Annotated in this window: 13 protein-coding genes; 8 read left to right on the top strand and 5 right to left on the bottom strand. The window is 57.6% G+C overall.

What is annotated here, in order from left to right; all coding sequences use genetic code 11:
• Nucleotides 1-76: 76 nt before the first annotated feature.
• The 5 genes from LEPTO7104_RS0126665 to LEPTO7104_RS0126645 form a co-directional block, all read right to left on the bottom strand.
• Nucleotides 77-562: a globin family protein gene (locus LEPTO7104_RS0126665; protein ID WP_017301645.1), complete on the bottom strand. Its 486-nt coding sequence runs from the start codon at nt 560-562 to the stop codon at nt 77-79.
• Between the two features lie 41 nt (nt 563-603).
• Entirely contained in the window at nt 604-969 is a 366-nt protein-coding gene (locus LEPTO7104_RS37450; RefSeq protein ID WP_017301644.1) for a BON domain-containing protein, read from the bottom strand.
• Between the two features lie 411 nt (nt 970-1380).
• Nucleotides 1381-2664, bottom strand: coding sequence for a PRC-barrel domain-containing protein (locus LEPTO7104_RS37445; RefSeq protein ID WP_017301643.1), 1284 nt, complete (start codon nt 2662-2664; stop codon nt 1381-1383).
• 196 nt (nt 2665-2860) lie between these two features.
• On the bottom strand, nt 2861-3037 hold the full coding sequence (locus tag LEPTO7104_RS40465) for a hypothetical protein (RefSeq protein ID WP_155523801.1): 177 nt from the start codon (nt 3035-3037) through the stop codon (nt 2861-2863).
• A 236-nt stretch (nt 3038-3273) separates the two neighbouring features.
• Nucleotides 3274-5580: an NACHT domain-containing protein gene (locus LEPTO7104_RS0126645; RefSeq protein WP_017301641.1), complete on the bottom strand. Its 2307-nt coding sequence runs from the start codon at nt 5578-5580 to the stop codon at nt 3274-3276.
• Nucleotides 5581-5919: 339 nt separating this feature from the next.
• On the opposite strand from LEPTO7104_RS0126645, the gene LEPTO7104_RS37440 reads away from it, so the two are divergent.
• The 8 genes from LEPTO7104_RS37440 to LEPTO7104_RS0126600 all read left to right on the top strand — a co-directional run bounded on the left by LEPTO7104_RS37440 (nt 5920) and on the right by LEPTO7104_RS0126600 (nt 15182).
• Nucleotides 5920-7020 carry a hypothetical protein gene (locus LEPTO7104_RS37440; protein WP_017301639.1) on the top strand — a complete coding sequence of 367 codons (1101 nt, stop codon included), beginning with the start codon at nt 5920-5922 and terminating at the stop codon, nt 7018-7020.
• 12 nt (nt 7021-7032) lie between these two features.
• Entirely contained in the window at nt 7033-7653 is a 621-nt protein-coding gene (locus LEPTO7104_RS35505; RefSeq protein WP_017301638.1) for a hypothetical protein, read from the top strand.
• A gap of 55 nt (nt 7654-7708) precedes the next feature.
• Nucleotides 7709-8500: an IS5 family transposase gene (locus LEPTO7104_RS0126625; protein ID WP_017296610.1), complete on the top strand. Its 792-nt coding sequence runs from the start codon at nt 7709-7711 to the stop codon at nt 8498-8500.
• A 211-nt stretch (nt 8501-8711) separates the two neighbouring features.
• Nucleotides 8712-10166: a TrbI/VirB10 family protein gene (locus LEPTO7104_RS0126620; protein WP_017301637.1), complete on the top strand. Its 1455-nt coding sequence runs from the start codon at nt 8712-8714 to the stop codon at nt 10164-10166.
• A complete protein-coding gene (locus LEPTO7104_RS37435) occupies nt 10163-10927 on the top strand; it encodes a hypothetical protein (RefSeq protein WP_017301636.1) in 765 nt (254 codons plus the stop codon). Before LEPTO7104_RS0126620 ends, LEPTO7104_RS37435 begins: the two co-directional genes overlap by 4 nt.
• Entirely contained in the window at nt 10924-12711 is a 1788-nt protein-coding gene (locus tag LEPTO7104_RS0126610) for a type IV secretory system conjugative DNA transfer family protein (RefSeq protein ID WP_017301635.1), read from the top strand. Before LEPTO7104_RS37435 ends, LEPTO7104_RS0126610 begins: the two co-directional genes overlap by 4 nt.
• A 17-nt stretch (nt 12712-12728) precedes the next feature.
• Complete coding sequence (locus LEPTO7104_RS0126605; protein WP_017301634.1) at nt 12729-13727, top strand: hypothetical protein; 999 nt, start codon at nt 12729-12731, stop codon at nt 13725-13727.
• An 84-nt stretch (nt 13728-13811) separates the two neighbouring features.
• Nucleotides 13812-15182 (top strand): IS4 family transposase, encoded by a 1371-nt coding sequence (locus LEPTO7104_RS0126600; RefSeq protein ID WP_083886984.1) that lies wholly within the window; start codon nt 13812-13814, stop codon nt 15180-15182.
• Nucleotides 15183-15235: the final 53 nt, after the last annotated feature.

Below are 15235 nucleotides of genomic sequence, written 5' to 3'. Positions count from 1 at the left end.
TGTTTCGAGCGCAGAGACAGATGTAGCAAGGTTGATAGTCATGGAAGTATCCGTTTAAATGTCAGGTTGGGGTAGCCTACCGAAATACCTGAATCAGATAATCGAAATAAGTGCCAACCTCACTGCTGTCTTCGGCTGACAGGAGTGAAGTGGTTGCCGTTTTCATGGCGCGAATGCTTTCGGCTATTCCCGCCATTGGGGTGCCGAGGGAGTTGTACATTTGGCGCACGCCAATCACGCCAATTTCTTCTATGGGGTCGGTGTCTCCGGCGGCGACTCCGTAGCTGACCAGGCGTAGATAATAGTCCATGTCGCGCAGACAGGTGGCGGTCATGTCTTTGCCGTAGGCGTTGCCGCCGGGGGCAACCAAACTAGGATTTTTTTGAAAGAGTTGCATAGCCGCCTGTTTGACGATGCGATCGCGGCCATTGGCCAGGGCCTGCACTAACCTAATCCGCCGGGCACCACTGGCAGCAAAGATTTTGATCTGGTCCACTTCCCCAGGGGTAAGGTAACGGCATTCGGCATCAGCGTTGACAATTAGGGTTTTAACAATGCTCATTTTGTGCCTTTTTGACCTGCTTAATTATGGGCTACTGAGTCTTAGCCTGGGCCGATTTCGGCAGTGATTGAGACTGAGTTAATCCCTTTTACATCCATCGCTAGAGATTCGATTTTGTCAAACTGCTCTTGACTGCGTACGTTTCCGCTAATCGTTGCGACCCCTTCTATAACCTGAACGGTGAGCCGACTACCCGGTAGATTGGTAGCTAGGGTCTCACTCACCTCGCTGGCCAAATTGCCCGGTGTTTGCTGGCCATCGTTGGCCAAAGAGTTACCCGCGCCACCGTCCTGGGATGAGTTGCTGCCGCGATCGCCGTCTGCATTAGCTGAGTCAGCCGAAGTGCTGTAGGCTGTAGCACCTAGCAACAGCAAGCTACCCAGCACCAGGGTAATCACTTTCTTCATAATCAGAACTTTTCTATTTTCGGGTATTAACTCAACGCGGGATATTCTGTCATTAGGTAGACAGAAGCCAGGAGCCAGAAGAACTGTCAATCTTTAATACTCATGTTGGTATCCTTTTGCGAAGTATTTAGACCTACTTAATTGGTAAAGTCAATCGATTTATGGGGCTATTGTTATATACAGAAGTTTTATTTCATGGGTGAATTGGTTGAGGTTAACGGACTAGTTGAAAATGGTGGGTAATTAACTCACCCCATTGAGAATCGCCTGATCCTGCTGACCCAAAATCACGCAAGTCACAGGTCACCCCAGCGCGGCTTGAATGTGCTTAGCCTCTAGCGCCCGAGCGCTGCGGTGTCGCAGATCGTTAGCGGTCTGCCGCACCTAATGCCAAAGCCCTCTTACCTCGGTCTAAAGCTGATTGCCAAAGCTAGTGCTGGTGTTTTGCAGGCGATCGCCCGCCACCACCGCCGCGCTGCTGGCCCTTCTTTGCAGGGCTGCCTCCGCCGTCAGGCCCACCGCTTGCAGCAGCAGCCCCTCGCGGTGGTAAAACTTGGCTCGCTCAATCACCGCTGGGGTAACAATTTGCCCCGGTGCTACCAAAATCGAGCCTGCTTCATTACGCACCAGGTGCTGCGATCGCCGCCCCTCGGCCTGCTCAACTGTAACCCTGGCCACTGCTGCCGCTGCCCTGGTTTCCGGGGGCACCGCCCAACTGCCCCCCACGGCGCGGTAGAGGTCATCTAAAACGCCCAGCGCCTCGGCGGCATCGGCAGTTTCGTGGGTGATGTGCTGCCCCTGGAGCACCAGCAAACTACCAGTCGGAGTGATCACCTCGCGATTTGAAACTTTGCCGGTAACAAAGGCCTTCTGCGCCTCTGGATCAAGGATGGCCTTGGTCATGGCCGTAGATGTGGTGCGGCCCAGGCCGTGCAGAGGTTGGGCTAGGTTTTGGGCCACTTCGTTGGCAGAGTGGCCTAGGAGGAGGCGCTCGTTGGTGAGTTGAACGGTTTCGCTGAGCCCACCGTTGGCCGATTGGCCCAGTTCCTGGAGGCTTTGGCCCGTCACCTGGGCCGTTGCCTGGAACCGTTCGCTGGCGGTTTGCCCCATTTCATGCAGGGTATCGCCCGTGATTTGGGCGGTCTCCTGAAGCTGACCGCTGGCGGTTTGCATCGCGCCCCTCAACCCGCCCACCTGCTCTTCCATGAGCTGGGCCGTCTGGGTGGGCACAAAGGCTACATCGCGCCCAATCTTGAGGGTGTCGATGGCGGGCACAAAGAATCGCCCCGAGTAAGGATCGGCAAACAGCCCGCCTAACACCTCATGGCCATCCACCTTACCGTTGGTCTCATCAAAGTAGAGATCTACAATTACCCCCAGATCACGACCATCGAGGGTGAGAATGCGGGTGCCCTTGAGAATAGTGTTGTGGTGAATGATGGGGCCGATGGTGGGTAGCCTGTGGGCATTGGCGATCGCCCCCTGAGAGGAGGTGATCACCGCATCGACTCCGATCGCCTGCACATCGCTGAGCAAGAGCACCTGGGCGTGCTTGAGCCAGCCCCCCTCCCGCACCAAAAAGACCAGCAGCTGGTTACTCTGCTGGTCAAAAATTAGGTCTTTCACCAGGTCAAACTTTTCCCCAGCGTCGTAGGAGACGATGGCTTTACCGATCAAGTCTCTACCTTTAAACATGGTGTAAAAGTCCTTTTTTAAAGTGGGGTGTTGATGAAAGGGGTCTGGCTTGGAAAAAGGTCTGCCCCCTTTTCAAGGGGGATAACGGATAATTGTTTTCTGGTAAAAATCGGGGGGATCAGATCTCACCCTTGGAAAAACTTACCTGCGGAGGGGATAAAAATCCCCTCTGTCCCCCTTGGAAAGGGAGGTATTTTTAGGTGCGATTACTTTGCATGGAAGACTGTTCGTTCAACAATCTCTCCCTGCCAAAGCCGGGGATGACGTTGATTACGCCGAGATATTCTAACGACCCAGCGGCGGCGATCGCTGCAATCAAAACCAGCGTCACGTACCAGCTATTATTTGACTGTTTTCCAATCAGGCGTGGCATGATCGATCTCCTCGCAGATTTGCGGTTGATAAATTAGCCGTTCAGCAGTTGTGCAGACGTTATGTAGCGCTTACATAAAGTATGTCGCAGCGGTGTTTCAACTCCTGTTTAAGCCACGTTTGAATCGGTTGATTTGGTGGAAACCGTAGGAAATTTCTTCATTTCCTTACCATCTTTCTATCCCGCTATCCGTAGGGTACGGCTCCCCCGCCTCAATCTAAAACTCAAAACTCCCCCTACTCCCCCTGCCACTCCCGGTCCTCTAGCTCCTGCTGGGGCAGCAGCAGCGTCGCCTCAATCTCCTGGCGAATGGTTGCGGTCACTTCGCAGTTGCTGTTTAAACAGTCCACCAGCAGCTGGTTGGCGTCGTAGTAGCGCTTGAGCACCTGCTGCTGCTCAGGGCTAAACTGCCAGGGATGGTGAATATTGCGGTATTCGGCGATCGACCGTTGAAGCTGATCGACCCAGGCCGCATAGTTTTCTTGCCACCAGGCCTGCAGCCGTTCTTGGCTGTGGTGCGAGGCGGGCAGCCGATCTCTCAGCTGCTGGATCGATTTGTAAAACCCGGCGTCGATCACCATCACCAAAATGTTGTTGAGCGCCTCGCTACAGGCGTGCACGTAGGCAAAATCTCGGCTGTGGTCGCGGGCAAATTCTACCAGCAGGCTTTCTAAGGCCGCATCTAAAAAGACGCCCTGATCGAGGGTGCTGGCCAGGGCAAACTGGTCGGCGGCGTGGGGGCTTTGGGCCAGGGCCAGGTAAAAGGCGCGGGTGGTGGCCAGCTTGGGCTCGGCGGGTATGGCCTGAGATTTTTCGCTGGCCCACATTAAAAAGTCTTGCAGGTGGGGGTCTTGGGCTACCAGAGCATCGATCTCCTGCTTCATCAGCTGCACGAGAGAGTCGGCGCTGCGCAGCATGGCGGCGGTGAGCAAAAACACCTCGCGCCAGTGGGGGTCGGTGATGTGGTCCACCAGCCCGCCCAGGGCCTGCTCTAGGGCGCTGAGGTTGTGGGTGGCGACAATCTTGCGCGCCGTCAGGTATTCTTGAAACGCCAGGTAAGAGAAGGAAAAAATACCCCGCGCTCGCTCGATCAGCAGCCCGTGCTGGGCCTCGATCGCCTTTAGCATCGCCTCGCTTTCGAGCTGGAGTTCTTCGGGTTCGAGCAGGGTGCCGGGCAGGTTTTGCAGGTAGTCTTCGATGTATTGCTCGATGGTGCGCTGCTCAAAAAAGTACTGCCCCTGCTCAAAGGTGACGGCGGCGAGCTGGCTCAGCAGCTTCATTTTTTGGGGCAGCAAAAAACCCCGGTAAATATCGTCGCGCTCCACGCCCTTGGTCTCATCCCACTTGCCCAGCAGCAGGTCGAGGCCCTGTTTATAAAAGGCCGTGCGCTTGCTGGGAAACTGCCCCTCCCCCTGAAATAGCCAGCAGGCCAGGTGCAAAAATAGTGGCGTGACGACGAGCTGGCGAAACTGCCAGTTTTCGGGCAGATCCAGTTTTTCGACAAATTTGGCTGCCTTGGCCTGCCCCTCGGGGGTGGCGGCTCGGCCCAGGGCGACAAACCACTTTTGGGCAAAGGTGGCAATTTGCGCCGGGCTAAAGGGGGCGATTTCGACATCGGTAAAGCCGTGCAGGGCCAGCTTTTGGGCCGCTGTACGGCACGACACCACGTAGCGGTTGCGGTGGTACTGGTCTGAGAAACTGCGAATCTCTCGAATAACGGCGCTGATGTCCTGGTTGAGCACCTCATCCATGCCGTCCATTAACACCAGCATGCGCCCCTCGCTGAGCAGGGTTTCGAGCTGGGCGGTGGTGAGGCCAAGGGTTTGGTGAATGTAGCTAAACAGGCTGCTGTCGTCCCGGCGGTTGGCGGCTTCAGCAAACTCCCTCAGGGCCATAAAAATGGGTACCTGGTCGGCGGCAAACTCGCCCTGGTTGCACTGCACAGCCAGATGCTGCAACAAGGTGGTTTTGCCCACCCCCGGCTTGCCCAGAACCCTCAGTTTTGAGTAGGTTTCTACCGCCTCCATACCGGACAGTTGGGGAATCTCAACCCCTCCCAGCCCTACTCGGCCAAACTCGGTCGGAGCCAGGGTATTGAGCTCTGCAATGTCCAACCACTGCTGGTTGGCGACGGCTGCGAGAATGTTGACATCCACGTAGATGTCATCAATGTTGACCGGGCGGTTGATGTCGAGCAGCTGCAAAATGCCGCACTGGTGCTGAAGGGTGTCGTAGTGCTGCGATCGCACCTCGGCCACCAGCTTATCCACCGTCAACGGCGGCGGGGTCAACCGTTCCCCAGGCTCGACAAAGTCGGCGGGCGGGTCGGCGGCAATCTCGCGCCAGTCGAGATCGAGCACCTGGCAAATTTCCACAAATACCTGCCGATCGACCGGTTGCCCGGTAAAAAATCGCCAGACCGGCTGCCGGGTCTTGAGATTCACCTCCCCGGCTAGGTTGTCCTGGGTCCACCCCTTGAGTGCAAACGCCCGCTTAGCCCGCTGAATACCAGCGGGGGAGGCCCTCAGCGATCGCTTGGCCATACGGTAAAAAAAGCATCCTAAATTGGGATTTAAACCGAAATAAGCAGTCTTTTATATAGGTCTTATCTTAGCGGTTTTATTCCTCACACCTCGATCACTACCCGCAGGTTGCCCCGCTTGCGGACGACACGGCAGGCGGTTGCTTCGTGCGATCGCGCACTCAGGAATAGTTCTCTGTCAGGGGCCGGAAGATCAGGATGATCTGATTGCGCTTGTCATCAAGCCCCACTAAATCTGCATCTTGGCCATCATGAATTTCTCTCATCCCTTCCATCTCCCAGTCATATCCGCTCCCTAGCCTGAGGTGATATCCCTCACCCTCGCTCAGGGAGCACCCCCATGACATCTTCCCCTCTCCCCTGGCTCGCCGTCACCGGAGCCAGCCAGATCCTCCAGCAAGGGCTCGACACCTCCCAAAGCATCGCCCAAGCCTGGGACCAGCAGTGGCTGACCATCTTCGACAGCACCCTGTACGTCGCCATCAACCAGACCGCCGCCATCTTCGCAGCCGGTGCCCTGATCTTCTTCATCGTCCAGTTTGGCCGACAGCTCATCGTCGAAGGCGACCTCACCCGCCCGCTGCAAAATCTGATCTGGCCCATCATCGTCGTCTGCCTGCTGGCCAACAACGCCCACCTGCTGGCTGTCTCCACCGTCAGCCTGCGCGGCGTCATCCATACCCTCTCCAACCAGGTGCTCGAAGTCACCCTGCTGGATGTCAAACTGCGCGATGCCGTCCAGGCCGCCACCTCCCGCAGCGCCGTTGCGGGCGAGATCAGCGCCCAGCTCAGTCAGTGCGAAGGCATGGTAGGGCAAAAGCAAATCGACTGTCTCAAAGCCGCCAATGCCCAGGTGCAGGCCACCATCAACGACTACCAGGGCTTTCTGCCTCTGCCTGATTCCCTCCGCAATATTGCCCGAGGCATTGATGGAGCCGTGCAGACCGCCCAGGCCGAAGACAACCCAATTTCAGGAGCCGTCTTTGGCACCGCCGGTTTCTTCGCCGGATTCCTCGGCTCCGTCAACCAAGAAATCGTCCAATACGTGCTGCTGGCCTTTCAGTGGGCCTTCACCAACATCCTGGAAATCTCCCTGCTGCTCACCGGCCTGATGGGGCCATTTGCCGTTGCCGGGAGTCTGCTGCCCTTTGAAGCCAAACCCCTATTTGCCTGGTTGACCGGCTTCTTCAGCCTGGGCATGGCCCAGGTGTCCTACAACATCATCGTCGGCCTGGCGGGGGTGGTCGTGGTCAACGCCGATGTCACCGACACCCTCGGCTTTCTAGTGATTATCGGCCTGTTGGCTCCCGCTCTGGCGCTGGCCATTGCAGCAGGAGGTGGTCTGGCCGTCTTCAACATCATCACCAGCGGCTCAGCCCGCATGGTCACCATGCTCGGTTCCTACGCCGTGTCACCAAACTACTTCCATTCCTTTCGCTAAAGGAGACCTTCGATGCAACTCCTCAACCGCTCCCGTCGCTTTCACTCGTCCGACATTCTGCCGCTGTTCGTGCTGGTCACCCTCGGCATTCAGGGCCTGCTGCTGGTGATGACCCTGCTGAATACCGCTCGCATCAACCACCTGGCCCATCGCCCCGTGCCCTCCCTGGTGCAGCTGGTGGATGGCCATTCCATCAGCACCGAAGCCGTTGACCCCAGTCAACGCACCCCGGAGGTGATCCAACAGTTCGTCAAAACCGCTATGGGTCTGATGTTTACCTGGAATAGCCAGGGGCAGACGACAGCACCTGCCGCTGCCAGCGCCCCGGCTGACCAGGGAGTCCCCGTGAACCATGGGCGCATCACCACCGCCAGTTGGCAAGCCTCCTTTGCCCTCAAAGAAGACTTTCGCACCGCTTTTCTCGACCAGGTGGCGGCGATTACGCCTCCTGGAATCTTCAGCGGCAGCGCCCAGAGCGTGCTCAACATTGAGACGATTTCTACGCCCAAAGCGCTAGAGGCAGGCTACTGGCAAGTAGACATGGTTGCCAACCTGCTGATTTTTGACCCCACCCATCCACAGGGGTTGGCGATTCCCTTTAAGAGGGTGTTTGAAAAGTCGGTCCGTGGGTAAAAAAGCTCACTCCGTGTAAGTTGCAGATAGAAGTCAGCAATGCCGGAGTGAGACGATGAGTAAAGACTACCCCAGCAATTTAACCCGTGCCCAATACGAGCTGCTGAGTGACTTGCTGCCTGAGGCCAAACCAGGCGGACGACCCCGCAGCGTGGATCTGTGGGAGCTGCTCAATGCCATGATGTATCTCCTGGTAGAAGGGTGCCGTTGGCGGGCCTTGCCGGGAGACTTTCCGCCATGGCAGACGGTGTACACCTACTTCCGGAACTGGCGCAAGGACGGCACCTGGATCATCATTCATGACCACTTGCGCGAGTGGACTCGGATTGAGCAAGACCGACACCCTCAACCGTCAGAAGCCGTCATCGATAGTCAGAGCGTGAAAAGCGCGGCCATGGTGCATGAGGCCGTTGGCTATGATGCGGGCAAAAAGATTAAAGGACGTAAACGGTTTCTGGGCGTCGATACCTTCGGCTTGGTGCTGCGGGTGCTGGTCACCGCCGCCAGTGTGCCGGAGCGTGAGGGGGGTAAGCAACTCCTCAAGCGCGTCAAAGCGATGGGGCCTGCCATCTCGAGACTGACCATTATTTGGGCGGATGGGGGCTTTGATGGCCCTGCTTTCATGATGTGGGTGATGGATACCTGTCGTTGGATTCTCCAAGTCGTGCTGCGACCTCAACAAACTAAAGGGTTCGTGCTGCTCAAGAAACGCTGGGTGGTGGAGCGTACCCTCGGTTGGCTGATGGGGTGCCGACGTTTGGTGCGAGATTATGAACTGCTACCCGAAACCTCAGAGACCCTCATCTACCTGGCCATGATCCGTATTATGGTCAGGCGGTTGGCATAATTTTTGACCCCTCAGATCTTTTAAAACGTCCTCTAACAAGAGCCTCTTCGTCCGGGCGGTTGAATCGGCTGCTGATCCGCTCCCTGAGACCTCCACGCCGCTGCAAAAGGCGGTGTATCGACTGCGGGAGAACGGTTTGGAAATCACCGAAATCCGCGACCTAGACATTCAACAACTCGCCCCGAATCCTAATTAAGGAATGACGTTGACCATGGTATTAAACCCCTCACCTGATACAGAACAGCATCCAAAGGAGACCGACGAACTCAGCCACCTGGCGGCGCTCACCGGCTACAGCGATGAGCCTGTTGCTTCGGCAATTCCGTCCCCGTCACCCCTTCTCGACTCCGAAGACTTTGAACCGGAATCCGATCCGACGACTCAACCGCAGCTGTGGAGCAATCCCTGGGCTAAGGCGGTGTTTGTGGGATCGGGGTTGGCGATCGCAATCGGCCTAGTCGCCCTTTTCCTCCACAGCGTTCATGCGCCCGCTAAAGTTCCAGCCACCGCAGCCGATACCGCCCCTGCCGTAGCAACAACTGCCAGCCCGGCCCAACCAGAGACTGACCCCAATGAAATCGGCAGGCTCAAGACCGTTGAAGCCCTGGGCACCCAAACCCAGGCGCTGAAGGATGACAAGGCACAGCCTATGGCCTCATCCCCACCAGTCACCACATCCACAATCCCAGCGACGGCGGTCTCAACCCCGCCCGTCAGTCATCCCGCTCCGGTGACCTATGCCCCGCCGCCGTCCTACTCGGCTCCGGTGCGATCGGCTCCAGTTGCTTCATCCGCTCCTGTGGTTCATGTCGATCCGGTGAAACAGTGGCAAACAGCAGCGACCTTGGGCAGCTACGGACAGATCAGTTACGACACGGAGAAACCCTCGACCGCCGCATCCGTAACGGTAGCCGATGCGTCTCCCACGACAGACGAGGCTCCCAAAGCCGACAATCCCGACCAGACTCGCTATGAGGCCGATGCCGCCGCGATTCTCTCTGGAGTGCCCAGCCATGTCGTCAGCATTCTAGCCGGAGCCAAAGCTGCTGCGACTTTGAGCACCCCGGTTGTTTGGGCGCAGGATTTGGACAGTACCCAGCAGCCCCAGCGGTTTGGCCTTCAGCTCACCGAACCAATTCTGGCGGCAGATGGCACCGTGGCCCTGCCCGCAGGCACTCAGATGGTGACCCAGGTCGATACGATTTCCGAGAGCGGCCTAGTGGAGCTGTCGGTGATTGCAGTGGTGATTCCTACTGCGAGCGGCAATCAAGTAGTACCAATACCAGCTGGTGCCGTGCTGATTCAAGGCGACCAGGGCAATCCCCTGATGGCCTCCGAATACAACCATGATGCCGGACAAATCCAAAGCCTGGATGCGGGTGTGGCCCTGATGGGAGCCCTGGGCAAGGTGGGCGAAATTCTCAATCGTCCTAACAGTCAAACCTCCACGGGATCTGTCTTCTATTCCTCCTCAACCACCACCAACCCCGCTCCGAATATTCTGGGAGCTGTGCTGGAAGGGGGCTTTGATGCGCTCCATGATCAGGTGAGCGATCGCCAGCAGCAGGAAATCAAGGACATTCTCAGTCGCCCCAATGTCTGGTATATCCCCGCTGGTCAGCCGGTGCAGGTGTTCACCGGAACCTCCTTTGAGGTGGCGCTATGAAACGGTTTTCTCTAGTGCTGCCGTTGGCTTTAGCCTCACTGCTGGCGATCGCAAAACCCGCGTTCTGCGCCCCCATCGTGCGCCAACTCTCGGAAGCCCAGGCCCAGGGCCTCACGGGGGGCGGTGCTCAGATTTCCGTGTGGCCCGGTTCTGGCACTAACCTAGACTTTACCCGCACCGGGGAAGTGATTCAGCGGGTGTGGCTGGATGATCCCAGTCGGCTCACCCTGGATTTTGACGGCAATCTCTGCGGTCAAGGGGACTCCGGCAACTGTGATGGAGCCGGAGCCAGCGTTATTCACCTCAGGCGGGTGACGGGGATTCGTTTCGAGAACCTGCCGGAGACGGCTTCTACCTTGCTGACGGTGGTGACGGATTCAACCGAAGGGCGCAAGGTCTATCAGTTTCAGGTGAACTATGGCTCGGGCGATCCGCAGTATGCGACGGTGGCCATTGCACCCACCACCACTCCTCAATCGTCCGCGATCGTCACCACCCGTGGCCGAGCAGTCAGCCTCGCCAATGTGGAACGAGGATTGAATAGCGCGATCGCATCCCACCTCATCCCCGCTGACAGCCCCGTTGTCTCCAAAATCCAAGACTTCTTGGCCCGAGTCCGTAACGGCTCCATGCCTCAATCGGCTGCTGATGCCGCTGGCGTCTCGATGGCGGTTGTGTCCCGACTGGCCGAGATGGGACTGTCTCCAATTTCCCAACCAAGCTCCACTCTGCCTGTTCCTATGGGGGCCACGCATCCATGACCGCCCCAAAAACCTACATCGGCGTTACTCCCGTTCCCGACGGCATTACCAGCACCGGCAATAACATCTTTCATTCCTTGCAGGGGCAGAACGGGCTAGTGCTTGTGGGTGCGATCGCGGCCATGCTGGTCATGTCATTTGTTGGCCAGAACCAGAAAAAAGGCCAACTGGCCCGAGGCTATCTGGCTGGAAGCGGAGAGAAACGCGCCGCCCGAAAAAAGGCCATGCAGCAACTCCAGGACCATCGCCACAATGCCGTCACCTTGTATGTTGGCAGCGTTAGTCGAAACGCCAAAGACCAGATCAACAGCGGTCGCAGTCTCTGGTTGCCCGATGCTCAGCGGGGGATTGCCGTCTGTGGAGCCCCCGGTTCGGGAAAGACCTTCTCGATGATCAACCCCACCATCCGTTCAGCTTTGGATCAGGGGACGCCCGCGATCGTCTACGACTTTAAGTATCCTGACCAGACCGAAGTGCTGGCCGCCTATGCCGCCAAACGGGGCTACTCCGTCAGCATCTTTGCCCCCGGCTATCCTGAAAGCGAGGTCTGCAATCCCCTGGACTTTCTGCGGGATGCGGACGATGCCCTGATGGCGCGGCAGATTGCCACGGTGATGAACCGCAACTTTGCCCTCTCGGCCAATGCGTCTGAAGACAAGTTTTTCGCCGATGCCGGTGACCAGCTGACCCAGGCAATTCTGATGCTGGCCAAGGGGATGCCCGAGCCGGATTTGATGATGGCCTCGGCGATCTTGAGCCTGTCGGATTTACCGAGCCGCATTCGTACCGCCAAAGAACGGGGTGACGCCGGGGGCGACTGGGCTATGAGCAACTGGGTGTATTTGGCCTTTTCGCAGCTTTTGCAGTTAGCCGGGTCTGAGAAAACGGTAGCTGGGGTCATCGGCATGGCAAGCAAGGTCTTCAGCCGCTTTCTGAGCCAGGAGCTGGTCACCGCCTTCTGCGGTCAGACCACCCTGCCGCTGGATCTGGAAGGCAAACAGCTGCTGATTCTGGGGCTGGATCGTCAGCGGCGGGAAGCGGTCGCGCCCCTGGTCGCCACCCTGCTACACCTGATTGTTACCCGCAACGTCACCCGCAAGCGCAGTGACCCGCTGGTGCTGGCCCTGGATGAGTTGCCGACGCTGTATCTGCCTTACCTGACCCAGTGGCTCAACGAAAACCGCTCTGATGGCCTGGTGGCGATCGTGGGCTTTCAAAACCTGACCCAGCTAGAGAAGGCCTACTCCCGCGAGGTGAGCCGCTCGATTCTCGGCGGCTGTGCCACGAAAGCCCTATTCAACCCCCAAGACCCCGACAGCGCTCGCCTCTTCAGCGATTACCTGGGAGAAGAGGAGGTGGAGATCAAATCCAAGACCAAGAGCACGGGCAAAGGCGGCGGCAGCACCAGCACCGCTGGCCATACCCAGAAGCGAGCCATTGTGGAACCCGCCCAGTTCAACAAGCTCACCACGGGCAAATGCGTGCTGATTAACCCGGCTTACAGCCGCAAGGACGAAGGCTCCATTCCTCTGATTTTGAAAGTGAAGGTGCCTAAAGCCGACATCGACCAGGAAGCCTGGAGCAAGGCTCGCTGGCCCAAGGTGCGAGAACGACTGATTGCAGCCTCCCGCCAGCACTTCAACTCGGAGGAGTACACCCGCGAGCAGTTGGCGGCTCGGATGGCGATTGCCGAGAAGTTCTTCCCGCTACCCAAGCAGGCGACAGCCAGTGCGCCCAATCTCAAAGACCCGGCGATTCTCAAGCAGTTTCAGGATGTGTTTTGACCTTTGCGAGGTGACCCATGATCCTTGGCGGCTCTCCCCACAGTGCTGAAAAAGTGCAGCACGACATTAATTCGATTTTGGATGCGATCGCCCAGATGCTGGCCAAGGTACGGCTCCAGGAGCGGGCCGAGGAGGAAAAGCTAGAGCAGGCACCCCCCCTACTGGAAGAGCGCCCAGGGGTAGCTCCGGTTTGGGTAAGTATCACAGACCTTGACGATGAGCAGAAGCGGCTAACTGGTCATGACCCCCGACTCCTCAACCCTGGGCCGCCACCCCAGCTAGAGAGCGTCCCGGTGCGGATTCAGATCGGCGATGCGATCGTGGCCGGGGCGCTAGAGGGTGATCTGCGGGAGCAATTGTTGCAACTGCCGCCGAAGCAGGTCGCCTATCTACGGCAGGTGGTGGAGCTGTCCACGTTGCCGGGTGAGGTGGAGGTGATCGACGGAGAGATTGTCGATATTGAAATCGACGGGGTATCTTGCTTTCACCATGAGCCGGTCAAGCAGCTAGCTCCCCATTTGGAGCGCATTCCCTATGGCGCAGCAGAACGGCTGATAGGGCAGGAGTTGAGCGAATCGTCAATTACCCACCCTGAGCTGTTGGTGGAACCTCCGGTGCTGGTAGTAGAGGTGCTGCCCGATGGGCAGGTGGAGTATGACCCGCGATTAGGGGAGCAGATTGAAGGATTGGCGCTGGCGGCTGAGAGCAGCGAAGATCGGGCTGAGTCAGCAGGTGAGGCGGTAGCGGAGTTATCGCCGGAGGAGCGATCGGCGGTGGAAATGGTGCAACAGTTTTTTGCCCTGACGGGGCTACAGGAGTTTGAGGGCCAGCACTATCGGCTGAAAATGGCGGGCAATCAACTTTCGGTGACCGCCAAGGACGGACGAGGGCAGGTGCTGGCGGTGGATGGAGAGAAGGTGGTTTCGCGGCTGGAAACCCAGGATTTTCAGCAGTTTGATGTGGCTAGGAATCTATTGAATAGGCACTTATCGCCGCCGAAAGCCACCTATACTTGAATGGCACTGACATAAGAGAGCAGAAAAGGCTTCAAGCGCTTGATCTGTAAAGATCGAAGCGTCGAAACCCAAAACCATGTCTCTATGATGCCGAATCGTGCGGATGTCCTCAAGGAGAAATACCAAAACAGTATCGGTCTACCCTTTGCCAAGGTTCTACCGGAAGCCGAAGTCCAGGCTGTAGTGGACGAACAAGGCATCGCCTATCGCCAAGTGCTCTACACCCCAATGGTAGTGCTGTGGAGTTGGATCTCCCAAGTTCTTGATGTCGATGGCAGTCTCAGCCATGCGGTCAAGCGGGTGGTGGCCTGGATGAGCCTGGCGGGCTTAGAGCCGCCGTCAGCCGATACCGGGGGGTACAGTAAAGCGCGTAAGCGCCTGAGCGAGTCCATTTTCCCACCCCTACTAAAGCGAGTGACGAGGGCGTTACAACGGAAAGTATCCCCGGAACAACGGTGGTGTGGTCGCCGAGTCAAGGCCTTTGATGCCACGACGGTCTTGATGAGTGATACCAAGGCCAATCAAGCGGCGTATCCCCAACACAGCAATCAGAAGACGGGCTGTGGCTTTCCGCTGTTGAAGCTTCAGGTGTGGTTTTGCGTGACTACGGGAGCGGTCTTGGAGGTAGCGATGGCTCCTTTTCGGGTGAGTGAGTGGCGCTTAGCCCGCCAACTTTACCAGACCCTGCGCCCAGAGGATGTGGTGGTGGCCGATTCGGCCTATGGCACCTATGTGGATCTGGCCTGGGTCGCGCTGACGGGAGCCGATGCCGTTTTTCGCAAGCACCATCAGCGCCGCTGCGATTTCAGGCGTGGCAAAAAGCTTGGGATTGGCGACCACATTGTCCGGTGGCAACGCCCCAAGCAATGCCCCGACGCCCTCTCGCCTGAGGAGTTTGAAGCCTTACCCGAGTCGATTGAGGTACGCGAAGTCTTTCTCTCCATTCAGACGCCTGGGTTTCGACCGACCAACATCGTAGTGGTGACCACCCTGATGGACGCCAAGCGGTATCGCAAAGCTAAATTGGCCGAACTCTATCACCTCCGCTGGCAGGCCACCGAAGTCAATCTCAGGCATCTCAAGACCACCTTAGCTATGGAGATGATTGCCGCCAAAACGCCCGCTATGGTGACCAAAAGCATTTGGGTTCATCTGTTGACCTACAATCTGCTGCGAACCCTCATGTGGGAGGCGACTGCCGACTCTGAGGTCGACGCGTTACGGCTCTCCCTTCAGGGCACTCGGCAACAATTTAATCACTTCCGACCCGAGTTTCTCCATCTCGCTCCATCCCAGCAACAGCGAGGCTACCAGGCCTTGTTAAGCGCTGTGCAAGAGCTGATTGTTCCCTTTCGCCCCAACCGTTCAGAACCCCGAGTCGTCAAACGTCGTCCCAAACCGTTCCCGAGAATGCAGGAACCCCGCTCAGTCCTGAAAGCTAAGCTGGTAGCTTGATAGGGCTTACGTCAGTGACATTCACCTATACTTCCCTCTTCCATCCCGACAGC

Origin of the sequence: Nodosilinea nodulosa PCC 7104, assembly GCF_000309385.1 — a bacterium.
Lineage (GTDB): Bacteria > Cyanobacteriota > Cyanobacteriia > Phormidesmidales > Phormidesmidaceae > Nodosilinea > Nodosilinea nodulosa.
This window is presented reverse-complemented; position numbering and strand designations above follow the sequence as displayed.

What these genes read in the sequence shown, in the direction of transcription:
- LEPTO7104_RS0126600 (WP_083886984.1), top strand. Translation starts at nt 13,812, where the DNA reads ATGATGCCGAATCGTGCGGATGTCCTCAAGGAGAAATACCAAAACAGT.
- LEPTO7104_RS40465 (WP_155523801.1), bottom strand. Translation starts at nt 3,037, where the DNA reads ATGCCACGCCTGATTGGAAAACAGTCAAATAATAGCTGGTACGTGACG.
- LEPTO7104_RS37450 (WP_017301644.1), bottom strand. Translation starts at nt 969, where the DNA reads ATGAAGAAAGTGATTACCCTGGTGCTGGGTAGCTTGCTGTTGCTAGGT.
- LEPTO7104_RS37440 (WP_017301639.1), top strand. Translation starts at nt 5,920, where the DNA reads ATGACATCTTCCCCTCTCCCCTGGCTCGCCGTCACCGGAGCCAGCCAG.
- LEPTO7104_RS0126625 (WP_017296610.1), top strand. Translation starts at nt 7,709, where the DNA reads ATGAGTAAAGACTACCCCAGCAATTTAACCCGTGCCCAATACGAGCTG.
- LEPTO7104_RS0126610 (WP_017301635.1), top strand. Translation starts at nt 10,924, where the DNA reads ATGACCGCCCCAAAAACCTACATCGGCGTTACTCCCGTTCCCGACGGC.
- LEPTO7104_RS0126645 (WP_017301641.1), bottom strand. Translation starts at nt 5,580, where the DNA reads ATGGCCAAGCGATCGCTGAGGGCCTCCCCCGCTGGTATTCAGCGGGCT.
- LEPTO7104_RS0126605 (WP_017301634.1), top strand. Translation starts at nt 12,729, where the DNA reads ATGATCCTTGGCGGCTCTCCCCACAGTGCTGAAAAAGTGCAGCACGAC.
- LEPTO7104_RS0126665 (WP_017301645.1), bottom strand. Translation starts at nt 562, where the DNA reads ATGAGCATTGTTAAAACCCTAATTGTCAACGCTGATGCCGAATGCCGT.
- LEPTO7104_RS37435 (WP_017301636.1), top strand. Translation starts at nt 10,163, where the DNA reads ATGAAACGGTTTTCTCTAGTGCTGCCGTTGGCTTTAGCCTCACTGCTG.
- LEPTO7104_RS35505 (WP_017301638.1), top strand. Translation starts at nt 7,033, where the DNA reads ATGCAACTCCTCAACCGCTCCCGTCGCTTTCACTCGTCCGACATTCTG.
- LEPTO7104_RS37445 (WP_017301643.1), bottom strand. Translation starts at nt 2,664, where the DNA reads ATGTTTAAAGGTAGAGACTTGATCGGTAAAGCCATCGTCTCCTACGAC.
- LEPTO7104_RS0126620 (WP_017301637.1), top strand. Translation starts at nt 8,712, where the DNA reads ATGGTATTAAACCCCTCACCTGATACAGAACAGCATCCAAAGGAGACC.